General features: G+C 38.9%; 9 protein-coding genes. All 9 read right to left on the reverse strand.

The annotated features are described in order from the left end of the window. Positions 1–137 precede the first annotated feature (137 nt). From GSA01S_RS06580 to GSA01S_RS06620, 9 genes are read right to left on the reverse strand one after another with little or no spacing between them, the layout of a single operon-like run. Positions 138–1,814, reverse strand: a complete 1,677-nt coding sequence (locus GSA01S_RS06580; RefSeq protein ID WP_066126001.1) for a formate--tetrahydrofolate ligase — start codon at positions 1,812–1,814, stop codon at positions 138–140. Between the two features lie 20 nt (positions 1,815–1,834). Beyond that, on the reverse strand, positions 1,835–3,082 hold the full coding sequence (gene purD / locus GSA01S_RS06585) for a phosphoribosylamine--glycine ligase (RefSeq protein WP_066126003.1): 1,248 nt from the start codon (positions 3,080–3,082) through the stop codon (positions 1,835–1,837). A 10-nt stretch (positions 3,083–3,092) separates the two neighbouring features. Beyond that, entirely contained in the window at positions 3,093–4,607 is a 1,515-nt protein-coding gene (purH, locus tag GSA01S_RS06590; protein ID WP_083513238.1) for a bifunctional phosphoribosylaminoimidazolecarboxamide formyltransferase/IMP cyclohydrolase, read from the reverse strand. Beyond that, positions 4,592–5,170 carry a phosphoribosylglycinamide formyltransferase gene (purN, locus tag GSA01S_RS06595; protein ID WP_066126006.1) on the reverse strand — a complete coding sequence of 193 codons (579 nt, stop codon included), beginning with the start codon at positions 5,168–5,170 and terminating at the stop codon, positions 4,592–4,594. Before purN ends, purH begins: the two co-directional genes overlap by 16 nt. After that, the gene (gene purM / locus GSA01S_RS06600) at positions 5,167–6,192 is read right to left on the reverse strand and encodes a phosphoribosylformylglycinamidine cyclo-ligase (protein ID WP_066126008.1); all 1,026 of its coding nucleotides are present in this window, start codon (positions 6,190–6,192) and stop codon (positions 5,167–5,169) included. Before purM ends, purN begins: the two co-directional genes overlap by 4 nt. Before the next feature lies 1 nt (position 6,193). After that, positions 6,194–7,438 carry an amidophosphoribosyltransferase gene (locus GSA01S_RS06605; protein ID WP_066126009.1) on the reverse strand — a complete coding sequence of 415 codons (1,245 nt, stop codon included), beginning with the start codon at positions 7,436–7,438 and terminating at the stop codon, positions 6,194–6,196. Positions 7,439–7,448: 10 nt separating this feature from the next. Continuing rightward, complete coding sequence (gene purE, locus GSA01S_RS06610) at positions 7,449–7,919, reverse strand: 5-(carboxyamino)imidazole ribonucleotide mutase (protein ID WP_066126011.1); 471 nt, start codon at positions 7,917–7,919, stop codon at positions 7,449–7,451. A gap of 27 nt (positions 7,920–7,946) precedes the next feature. Continuing rightward, positions 7,947–11,579, reverse strand: coding sequence for a phosphoribosylformylglycinamidine synthase (locus tag GSA01S_RS06615; RefSeq protein ID WP_066126013.1), 3,633 nt, complete (start codon positions 11,577–11,579; stop codon positions 7,947–7,949). A 14-nt stretch (positions 11,580–11,593) separates the two neighbouring features. Beyond that, the gene (locus GSA01S_RS06620; protein ID WP_066126015.1) at positions 11,594–12,271 is read right to left on the reverse strand and encodes a phosphoribosylaminoimidazolesuccinocarboxamide synthase; all 678 of its coding nucleotides are present in this window, start codon (positions 12,269–12,271) and stop codon (positions 11,594–11,596) included. Positions 12,272–12,649 lie beyond the last annotated feature (378 nt).

Below are 12,649 nucleotides of genomic sequence, written 5' to 3' on the forward strand. Positions count from 1 at the left end.
CCCCTTGTTTCCTTTTTAATATCAACATAACTGTGTAAAAAACATTGCTACCATATAAAAATAGACTAAAGTATACAAGTGATAGTTTCCAAAGAAACCATCTTAACATCATGTATGATTGATCTATCTTTCCATAATTAAGACAATCCGATAATTGTGCCTTCCTCGGTAATATCCATATGGTTGGCAGCAGGTACTTTAGGTAAACCGGGCATGGTCATAATATCGCCCGTTAATGCTACAATAAAGCCGGCACCTGCATACACTTTTAAGTGACGAACGGTTACTTCAAAATCAGTTGGCGCTCCTAATAATTTTGGATTATCAGTAAATGAATATTGTGTTTTCGCCATACAAATAGGCAATTTGTCGAAACCTAAGGTCGTTAATCGACGAGCTTGACGACGTGCTTGTGGGGTTAACTTCACTTGGCGTCCACCATAAATCTTTTGCACGATTGCTTGCAATTTTTCTTCAATCGTATCCTCTAATTGATAAACATATTGCAATTTGGATTCTTTTTCGGCAGCAACAACTACTTTTTCTGCTAGCTCCATGTTTCCTTTACCGCCATTAGCCCAACCATCTGATAAAGCTACTTCGACTTCCAATTCGTGACACACTTGCTGCACTACCGCAAATTCAGCCTCCGTGTCGGTAGCAAATTTATTAATCGCCACCACAACTGGTTTGCCAAATTGTTCATTTACATTTTGTACGTGACGACGTAAGTTGGCCACACCCTTTTCAAGTGCTGTCACGTTTTCTTTAGATAAATCTTCGCGTTTAACACCTCCATGCATTTTCAAAGCACGGATAGTCGCCACCACAACGACAGCATCAGGTTCTATTTCGCCAAGGTGACATTTAATGTCCATAAATTTTTCTGCACCTAAATCTGCACCAAAGCCTGCTTCGGTAACGGTGTAATCTGCTAATTTCATTGCTGTCTTCGTAGCGATGATTGAATTACAACCATGCGCGATATTGGCAAAAGGACCACCATGAATAAAGGCTGGTGTGCCTTCTAATGTTTGTACTAAATTCGGATTAATGGCATCTTTCATTAATATAGCTAACGCACCTGATATTTGAAGGTCTTCCACCGTAACAGGTTCACCACTATTGTTATAAGCAACAATGATTCGGCCTAATTTGGACTTTAAGTCGGTCATGTTTTCCGCTAAACATAAAATAGACATGATTTCTGAAGCCACAGTAATATCAAAACCATCTTCATGTGGAAAGCCATCTGATTTTTTACCTAATCCTGAAACAATATTACGAAGTTGGCGATCATTCATATCAACGACACGTTTCCAAGTAATGGAACGAGCATCAATATCTAATTCATTACCATGATGAATATGATTATCTAAAGCAGCTGCCACTAAATTATTGGTTGCGGAAATTGCGTGGAAATCTCCTGTAAAATGAAGATTGATATCTTCCATCGGAATAACTTGCGAGTAACCTCCACCAGCAGCACCACCTTTCATCCCAAAGACTGGACCTAAAGAAGGTTCACGTAAAGCAACCATTGCATTCTTACCAATCTGTCTAAGACCATCGGCTAATCCAACTGAAACGGTTGTTTTACCCTCACCGGCCGGCGTTGGCGAAATGGCTGTCACTAAAATCAGTTTACCGTTTTGACGTTCGTCTAAATCAGCTATTTGGTTGACTAAAACCTTTGCTTTATCATGACCATAAGGGGATAACTCGGTTGGTTGAATACCTAATTTATCCGCAATGACTTGAATTGGTAATGGTTGGATGCTATGTGCAATTTCAATATCAGTTAAATGTGACAAAAATTCTTACTCTCCTTCTCTTATTGGCCAATATCTTGACGATAACTTAAATTTGAACTTTTAATTTGTTTAACCAACTCATAGGCTCTTTCTCTAGCCATCGCTCGACTACTTCCCAAGCCCACTGCAGTTAATACTCGCCCACCGATATTCACAATGGTATCTTCTATTTTTTTGGTTCCATTATGAAATAATAGTTGATCCGAAGCTATTGATGGCGGTAATTCAATCGGATGGTTTTTATCAAACGTTTGTGGATATCCTTTAGAATGAAGCACCACCCCAACTGAATGTTGGGGAGACCACTGAAGGTCATGCTCATTCAAATTATTTGCAATGGCCTTTTGAATTAATTCAACTAAATCCGATTCAAGTCTTGGTAAAAGCACTTGCGTTTCAGGATCGCCAAAACGAACATTAAATTCCAAGACTTTGGGTTGGTGATGATCGACCATTAATCCAACAAATAAAACCCCTGTGAAATCAAACCCTTCTGACTCTAATCCATATTCAATTTGTGCTAAAAGAGTTTGAATCCGTTGATGCAAATCAGTGGCAAGACTATTAGTTGGAGAATAGCCACCTAAACCGCCGGTATTAAGTCCTTGATCGCCTTCTTCGGCTTTTTTATAATCATGGGCCATATCTAATGGAAATAATTTATTATGTGAAACCAAACATAAGAGTGATATTTCCTCACCCGTTAAATATTCTTCAATAACCACTTGATGACCTGCTGCACCAAATTTGTGATGATTCATCATCGAGTCAAGCGTCTCTTTTACTTCTTCTCTTGTCTGAGCAATCACAACCCCTTTTCCTAGTGCTAAACCATCTGCTTTTAAAACGATTGGCAAAGATAACGATTCAGTCACGCGGATTCCTTCTTCATAAGAGGTTACCGTTTCATAGGTAGCAGTTGGAATTTGATGGCGGACTAAAAACTGTTTGGTGAAATCTTTTGAGCCTTCAAACTGAGCACAATGACGATTCGATCCAAAGATAACGAGCCCTGCAGCTTCAAAAGCATCAACTACACCTAGACATAGTGGTTCCTCAGGACCCACTATGGTCAGGTCTATCGCTCTCTCTTGAGCAAAAACCACTAAAGCTGGAATATCTGTTGGTTCTATTTCAACTTGAGTCGCAATTGAGGCTATACCAGCATTGCCTTTCGCTACAAACACTTCTTCAACTTGTGGCGATTGTGACACTTTCCAAGCTAGCGCATGTTCACGGCCACCATTTCCGATAATCAATATTTTCACAGATTGCCTCCTAATGTTTGAAATGACGCATGCCAGTAAAGATAACCGAGATGTCTTGTTGATTAGCGGCTTCAATCACTTCCGCGTCTTTAACTGAACCACCCGGTTGGATAATCACTTTAATGCCATAATCGACTAATGTATCAATAGTATCTTTAAAGAAGAAGGCATCTGATGCTACAACAGCCCCTTCTAATGGAAATTCTGATCGTTCAAGCGATTTTTCTAAAGCCCAAACGCGTTTCACTTCGCCATGACCTAGGCCATAGGTTTGGCCATTTTTAGCTACTACCATTGCATTAGATGCAATATGTTTGCACACTTTCCACGCAAAAATCAAATCTTGTTTCTCTTCTTCGGTAATCGCACGTTCAGTCATTAACTCCCATTTTTCAAAAAGTTCACGGTCAGTCTCTTGTAATAATAAACCATCGACTGTTTCTTTGAATTGTAAATTATTGGGTTTAATGTCTCCTAAAGTCGGTATTTCTAACAAACGGATGTTTTTCTTCGCTTGCAATACAGCTAATGCTTCCTCAGAAAATTCAGGCGCTGCCACAATTTCTAAAAAGGTTTTGCTTAGTAATTGTGCCGTTTCTAAATCGACTGGACGATTAAGGCCAATAATACCGCCAAAAATAGAATTCGGATCACAGTCATGCGCTTTTTGATACGCTTCTGCTAATGTGGCACCAATCGCAACACCACATGGGTTCGCGTGTTTAACTGCTACAGCAGTTGGTTCTTCAAATTCTAATAATAAATCCAAACAAGCTTTTAAATCATTTAAATTATTATAGGATAATTCCTTGCCATGTAATTGCTTAAAGTTATATTTCTTTTGACTAGTTGAATAATATGCAGCTTGTTGATGTGGATTTTCGCCATAACGTAAGGATTGTGGTGTCTTATAAGCTAAGGTTAAATATTCAGGAAAAGCTACTTCATTAGTACGATTAAAGTAAGCTGCTATTTGTGCATCGTAGTAGGCTGTCAAATTAAAAGTTTTGCCAGCTAAGGTCTGACGCTCCGCTAAACTTAAGCTCCCGTTTTCTTGTAATCGGCTTAATACCCAATCATAATCCGTTTGTTCCACGATAATAGTGACATCTTGATAGTTTTTAGCTGCCGCACGAATCATCGATGGACCGCCTACATCAATTTTTTCAATAATATCACCATGAGTCGCATCGACTTTAGCAACCGTCTCTTCAAATGGATATAAACTATTCACGACCATATCAATACTTTGAATATCATGTTCTGCTAAGGTTTGGCGGTGTTCTTCATTATCTCGTTTAAATAAGATCCCTCCATGAATAGCTGGGTGGAGTGTTTTTACTCTTCCGCCTAACATATCTGGATAAGAGGTAACATCTTCAACGGGAGTGACGGCAATCCCAGCCTCTTCTAAACATTTTTGAGTACCTCCGGTCGATAATATTTCCCAACCAAGGTCAACTAAACCTTGAGTGAACTCGACAATACCTGTTTTATCATATACTGAAATTAATGCACGCACGATGAATTTCCTCCTATTAAGTCTTTAATACTTTCAATTAAAATATGATGTTCGATTTCTAATACACGTTGTTGTAAGCTTTCAGGGGTATCTTCTGGCAATACATGAACCACTTCTTGACGAATGATAGGTCCCTCATCTAACTCTGCGTTAACTATATGGGTAGTCGCACCCGTTATTTTCACCCCACGTTTAATCACCGCTTCATGAACTTTTAAACCATAAAATCCTTTACCGCTAAATGCCGGAATTAAAGAAGGATGAATATTTAAAATTTGAGTTGGATAGGCCGCTAATAGTTCTGGCCCTATTTTTCTTAAATAACCTGCTAATATTACGTAATCTACTTGGGCTGATTGTAAGGCAGAGGTTATATCACCCTCTAAGCGGCTGGTCAGGGTCTTAATCCCAGCCAAGCGCGCTCTTTCCAAACCATAAGCTGTAGCATCTGATGAAATGACGATGGCTATTTCCACGTCTAACACTTGCTGATGACAAGCATCAATGATTGCTTGAAGATTACTGCCTCCCCCTGAAATTAATACACCTAACTTTATCTTTCTCATGATAAACGTACACCTGTAAAGTCATCGCTAATTGTCCCTAAAACAAAGGCCTGACTATCAACAGTCGCTAGACAATTAAGTGCTGTCTCTACGGCTGCTGGAGCGACGACCACTACTAGTCCAACGCCCATGTTAAAGGTGCCATACATTTCATCACGATCGATTTGTCCCCATTCTTGTAATAATTTAAAAATGGCTTGTTCAGGAATCGCTTGGGTATCGATTGTAATCCCTAGATTATCGGGAAGGATGCGAGGTAGATTTTCTTCTAAACCGCCACCAGTTATATGGGCAATCCCTTTAACCTCAACACAATCGAATAAGGCGGCCACTTCTTTTGCGTAAATACGTGTGGGCACTAATAATATTTCGCCAACCGTTTGATCTAAACCAGGAATATTATCTTCATAGCTGATATTAGCTTTTTCTAAGATTGCTCGTACCAATGAAAATCCATTAGAATGGACCCCTGATGAAGCTAATCCAATCGCCACATCCCCTGGTTTTATATTGGCACCTGTGATTATTTTTTCTTCATCTACCAGACCGACGACAAATCCTGCTAAGTCATATTCATCTTCTGAATACATTCCGGGCATTTCTGCCGTTTCGCCACCAATCAGTGCTGCACCAGCTTGTTGACAGCCCGTAACTACTCCTTCAACAACTGCTGCCATCTTTTCCGGAATTAATTTTCCGGTAGCGATATAATCTAAAAAAAACAATGGTTTTGCACCTTGACATAAAATGTCATTGACACACATTGCCACACAATCAATACCAATTGTATGGTGAATATTTAAGGTTTGCGCAATCATCAACTTGGTGCCTACCCCATCAGTACCTGAGACTAACACCGGTTTTTTTATCCCCATTAAATCAGGTTTGAAAACACCAGAAAAACCTCCTAAATTGGTTAGTACTTCCGGACCATGTGTTTTTTTAACCATATCTTTCATTAATGCAACTTGCTCATAACCGGCTGCTTTATTGACGCCAGCTGTTTTATAATCTAACCCCACATTATGCCTCCGTTCTTTCAAAGTAGTCGCCATACATTTGTTGACGTCCTATCGCTTTGTATAAACCATTTAGCGATAAGAAAGCTAATGAATCACAGCCAATGATGGCTTTCATTTCTTCAATATTATGTTCATAAGCAATTAATTCGTCATTATCAGGAATATCTACCGTTAAATTATTCGAGCTAACAATTTGCGGTGCCGCGATTCTGACATGTACTTTATTAGCTCCTTTTTCTTTTAAATTCTTTACAATTCGTTTAATAGTAGTGCCTCGAACAATTGAATCGTCAATTAATATAATGTCACGATTCATAATGTTGCCACGAATCGGCGTTAACTTAATCTGAATGCCACGTTCGCGTTCGACTTGCGTTTCTTCGATAAATGTACGGCCGACATAGCGATTACGGACAAACCCCTCTTGGAAAGGAATGCCGGATTCTTTGGCATAACCTAAAGCAGCAATCACGCCAGAATCCGGAGCACCAATCACAATATCAGCTTCAACTGGTGCCTCTAAGCTCAACATTTTTCCTAAACGGTAACGCGCATCATAAACTGAAATATTATCAATTACCGAATCTGGACGAGCGGTATAAATAAATTCAAATGCACAAATATTAGACGTTTCATTTGAAAGGTAATAAGATGTTTGCCCATTTGCGGTATGAATAAAAATCTCACCCGGTTGCAAGTCGCGAACAAAACGTGCACCAATCGACTCAATGGCACATGATTCAGTCGCAACAATCGTCGCTTGTGAATCATAACCGATACATAAAGGTTTAATGCCCATAATATCACGGTAAGCAATCATCTTATCGTCATTGAGATAAATGAAACTAAACGCACCTTCAAGACTCAATAAGTACTCTCTTAAGTCTGCACATTCACCTTCAAGGCGATCCCATAAATCGTCAAAAACAGAACCTTCATTGGTAACCACACCATCAAAAACCATCACCGCCCCATTTCGTTGGATTGGCATATCCGGTGTGTGGTCATAACGGAACTTATATTTTACAAAGCCAACGCCCTTTGATCCTTTCAAATCATCATTTTTTCCACGGGCAAAGCTTCGCTTAATAAGTCCCGGTCCAACACAAAGGTCCACTTCTCCGTCATGCACGGTCGCAATACCAGATGATTGTTGCCCTCTATGTTGTAAGGCATAAATACCAAAATAAATGGAAGTAAAAACATCTTTGGGCTCTGTTGAAAAGTATCCAAATAATCCACTCATGGTAAGCCCCTTATAGGTCGGTAATGTCATCAGCCATCTTGATAACATTTTGTTTCATTTGTTGTTTATAGGCTAATAATTTTGCAGCGATGTCTTTATCATGAACCGCTAAAATTTGAGCTGCTAAAATCGCAGCATTAGCTCCACCATCAATCGCAACCGTTGCGACTGGAACACCTGAAGGCATTTGCACAGTTGATAATAATGCATCAAGACCATCAAGCGTTGATGATTTAACCGGAATTCCGATTACTGGTTTAATCGTCGCACCAGCTAATACCCCCGCTAAATGGGCTGCTTTTCCAGCCATCGCAATGTACACATCTGCCTCATCACGTTCCACTTCTTCCAGTAATAAATCTAAGGCACGGTGAGCAGAAATCACTAATACTTTGTAAGGTAAACCAAATTCTTTTAATTGTTCTACGACTTTTTGAGCAATTCCTTTATCGGAGGAAGATCCCATAATAATTGTTATCATTGCTATTCCTTTCTATATTTAAAGTTTTTAATTAAAATATTGACGAGCTGACTGAATAAATGGCGGTAAAGCTTCAATTTCAATATTGACGTATAAATCCTTATCCATTCTTTCAGGGTTTGAAACGGAAGCAAAGACTAAGCCATCTGGACTGGTCATCGCATCCACTGCGGGTGCATGATGGTACTCATTAAATACCGATAACACTTGCCCATTAGCAAATAATTCATCTGCTTTATCCCCTAAATCAATTTGTCCCCAAGCAGTCGCTACTGCGGTTGAGAATATTGGCGATGTCGCTTTGTTCGCCCATGCTGAATAATTAGACACTAGGGTACTTGGAATAATGTCTGCCATAAATTTGCCATATGGATTTTGGTTGACTTGAATCTTGGTTCCTGGTTGGAAACGTCCGAATTCAATTAAACCGGCACGAATTAAACTTGCTCCTGCAGAACCAGCTCCGTAAATTAGCCCTTTTTGTTCAAGATGTTGCATGATGGCTTGTCGAACAGCTTCATCCTGAAGTACTAAATCCCAACCAAAGCCAGATTCACTTGGTTCATTAGCAAACACAAAACCTGAAGCCAATGCAATTACTTGATAATCGTTTATTTTAGCTGCTAGTGCCGCCACAGATTGTTGATAGAGTTCATGACTTGAAGTTTGAATAATGTGAAATTCTGTCATAAAACCTGCCGCTTCAAAAGCATCACGTAAGTCATATTCCGTATTGGCACCTAAAATTACTGGAATCAATACACGAGGTTGATTGTTTTTAACTTGCTCACTGTATGTTTGAGTCACTGGTTTTGGACTTATTTGCATTGGTTTTTCAATCAATTCATACACTGAAGCTAAAACTCGTTTATTTGCTTGATGAATGTCGGTAATCTTAAGTTGAACATCCGCTAAACTAATTACCTCCACTTGTGTTTGACCAATCACTTCATAGGTTAACCCTTCTAAAACAGTTAAGTCTTCTACCTCAACTACAAAAGATCCCATCATTGCTTCAGTTAAACGATGAGCCATTCTGTCATGCAATTGGATTCCAATGTGGTTTCCATAAGCCATATTCAATACTTCTGATAGTAAACCTTTGACACCGACCGTAGAAACAGCAGCTAATTTTCCTTCAATCGCTAACTGATGTAATCTTTCAAGTGTCGCTTTAAAATTACTTAAATCTAAGGTACCGTCTGCTTGAATAACTGATTCTATTAAGACAACCGGATGATTCGCTTTTTTAAAGGCTCGTGATACAACCTGGTGAATGGTTCCCGTCGCTACAGCGAAACTTACTAATGTCGGCGGCACCGTTAATTCTTCGAAAGTACCCGACATTGAATCTTTTCCGCCGATAGCAGCTAATCCTAAAGCCGCCATCACTTCATTCGCACCTAATAATGCTAATACTGGTTTGCCCCATGCTCTTGGATTGTTCCCTAAAGATTCAAAATATTCTTGGAAAGATAAGCGTGCTTTTTTGTAATCAAATCCCATCGCAACTAAACGAGCAATTGATTCTACTACCGCATAATATCCTCCATGGAACGGTGAACGTTCTGCTAAATATGGATGGTAACCATATGCCATCACAGATGTCGTTTGAGTTGCACCTTTATCAACTGGTAAACGAGAAATCATTCCTAATTCTTTCGTTGCACGGAATTTTCCACCATATGGATAAAGCACGGTTCCACGACCAATTGACGCATCAAATTGTTCATCCATTGCTTGTTGATTGGCTTCAGCTAAAGTTTGAACAAAAGCCATCACATTTTCTTCGGTAAAGGCAAACTCTTCGTAATCAAAAGGTTTCTGTGTTGGGTTAACTAAAAGGGCATCCGCTTCTTTTTCGGCCCCATTAGTATTTAAAAATTCACGACTTAAGTCGACAATTTTTTGACCGTTCCAATGCATCACCATGCGTTTTGACGCAGTAACTTCCGCAATAATGGTTGCTTCAACATCTTCATCCGCACAATATTGCATAAAAGTATCAATATCATCTTTTGAAACCACCACAGCCATTCGTTCTTGTGATTCTGATAATGCAATCTCGCCGCCATGCATTCCTGGATATTTGGTTGGCACTTTATCCAAGTCAATCATAAGACCATCGGCTAATTCACCTACCGCAACGGATACCCCACCGGCACCAAAGTCATTACAACGTTTAATCAATCTAACAGCATCGCCATTTCTAAAGAGACGGCCGATTTTACGTTCAATGGACGCATTTCCTTTTTGAACTTCTGCACCGGCCGTTTCAAGTGAAGTTTCTGTTTGAACTTTTGACGAGCCAACAGCAGCACCTAAACCATCACGTCCAGTACGTCCACCTAATAAAACAACATAATCACTAGCTTGAGGCTCTTCCCTAACAACATTCTCTCGCGGAGCCGCCGAAATGAGTGCACCCAATTCCATCCGTTTTGATTCAAAACCAGGATGATAGATATCCTCATTAAAAGAGGCGGTAACCCCATATTGATTGGCATAATCTGCATAGCCAGCAAGCGCCGTTTTAGCAATAACTCGTTGTGGCAATTTGTCTTTACGAACATTTGCCCATGCTTGGTTAGGATTCATTCCGCCACCCAAGCGCATTGCTTGATAAACCCAAGAGCGACCTGACAATGGGTCTCTGACCCCACCGCCAATACAGGTTGACGCTCCCCCAAATGGTTCAATTTCGGTTGGGTGGTTATGGGTTTCGTTTTTAAAGTATAATAACCAATCTTCTTCGGTTCCTTCTACATCTACTTTTATTTCTAAAGCACATGCATTGATTTCAGCAGAAATTTCGACATCCTCTAATTGATGTTTCGATTTTAAGTTTTTCGCTTGAATAGTGGCTAAATCCATTAAAGTAATCGGACGATCGGTGCGTTGTAATTGTTGACGAGTTTGAAGATAATTATCTAAAGCTGCTTGGAATAGAGGTGCAAATTCGCCTGCTTCTACCTCGATATCTTTTAAGTGCGTATTAAATGTTGTATGGCGGCAATGATCGGACCAATACGTATCAATTACTTTTAATTCGGTTAAATTCGGTTCACGGTCTTCTGATTGGAAATAAGTTTGACATAATTTCAAGTCATCAAAATCCATTGCAAACTGTGTACCAAATACCTTTAACGCTTCATCATCCATTGTTAAAAATCCACTAATCGGTTCTAAATCGGTCGTTGCTGACGCTTGAATCACCGGATTGGCTGCATCAAAAGCCACTTCTACTTTTTCAACAGGATTCAAATAATATTGCTTAAACATTTCAAATTGAGTAGTCGAAATATTTTCAATCACAATCACTTCAGAATGATGAACGCGTCCATGATCAAAACCTAAGACTTGACGCATCATTCGTTCGGTCATTTCTTCCTTTTCATTGTATTGGCCTGTTACTTGACGACATCTAAATGCATGTCCAGCAAATAAATCATCAGTATTTAGATGTAAAAGACGATGCGGCGTTGATAACATTCGGTCTTTAACTGTTTCTAATTCAGCTTCACTTAAATTCTCAAAATCAAAAATATCAAAGTAGTGAATGACAAATTCATTTTCCCATCCTAAAAACTCACGTGCTTCTTTCGCTAATCGTTCAACTTTTCCTAACTGTCCTTGAATGGATTCTGTAATTACGCGCATTTTGTTGTCCCCTCTTATAAATAATGAACGATATCTAATGGATTGACGTATTCAGTTTCTTTATAAACACGCATATTACCACCAGACACTTCATCGATTAACACAATTTCATCACTACCCGCTAAACGTCCAAATTCTAATTTAATATCATAAAGTGATAATCCTTTAGTGGCTAAATCTTCTTTAATAATAGTTGAAATATCACGAGTCAATTGTTTGATCTTAGCATATTCACCTTCATTTAAAATTCCTAAGATTTCTAATGCATCTTCATTAATCAGTGGATCTTCTCGGTCATCATCTTTTAGTGTAAATTCAACATACCCTTCCAGTGGCATACCTGATTCAGCATATAATCCATAACGACGAATAAATGAGCCAACCGCTACAAAACGGCAAATAACTTCTAAGCCTTTTCCGAACACTTTAGCCGGTTTAATTTCCATCGTATTCTCATCAATGTTGGCCTCAACAAAATGTGTTGGAATTCCTTTTTCTTCAAGGAGTTCAAAGAAATATTTAGAAACTGTGACATTGGCTTTTCCTGAACCTTCAACCGTTAAACCAACCTGATTGGCACCTGGATCAAATTGGCCATCTTTACCAGTCATATCATCTTTAAAGTGAAAATAGGTTTTACCTTGTTCGTCTTGCAATAAATCTTTCGTTTTACCTCGATAAATGTTTTCCATTCCATTGACTCCTTTACTTTTTATCTGCTCCGACTAACTATAAAAAAAAAATGATGAGGAATATAACTCACACAGACTTTTTTAGTTTAACATTCGCATTTTTTGAATGTCATTCTAATAAAGCCATAATTATTATCCCATCTATGCTTTTATTATAAACAAATATAATAACTATTGTGTAAAAAAACTTATTGTGTTTTATTTCTCCTGTTTAATGTTCGTGTTTTTAAACGGGAGGTAGTCTTTTAGGAGGTATCATCTTATGTTCAAACTTTTTACTAATCCCCAAGATAAAAAAAGCGAGCAAGAAGTAGAAAACCACCGATTTTCGCTTCACCTGCTCGTCCAGTCATAATTTTGGGAGTGAACCAGAAGTAG

This window comes from Globicatella sanguinis NBRC 15551 (assembly GCF_001552295.1).
Lineage (GTDB): Bacteria > Bacillota > Bacilli > Lactobacillales > Aerococcaceae > Globicatella > Globicatella sanguinis.

Coding starts and splice junctions, on each gene's coding strand:
- purN (WP_066126006.1), bottom strand. CDS start 5,170: ATGAGAAAGATAAAGTTAGGTGTATTAATTTCAGGGGGAGGCAGTAAT.
- GSA01S_RS06605 (WP_066126009.1), bottom strand. CDS start 7,438: ATGAGTGGATTATTTGGATACTTTTCAACAGAGCCCAAAGATGTTTTT.
- purE (WP_066126011.1), bottom strand. CDS start 7,919: ATGATAACAATTATTATGGGATCTTCCTCCGATAAAGGAATTGCTCAA.
- GSA01S_RS06615 (WP_066126013.1), bottom strand. CDS start 11,579: ATGCGCGTAATTACAGAATCCATTCAAGGACAGTTAGGAAAAGTTGAA.
- GSA01S_RS06620 (WP_066126015.1), bottom strand. CDS start 12,271: ATGGAAAACATTTATCGAGGTAAAACGAAAGATTTATTGCAAGACGAA.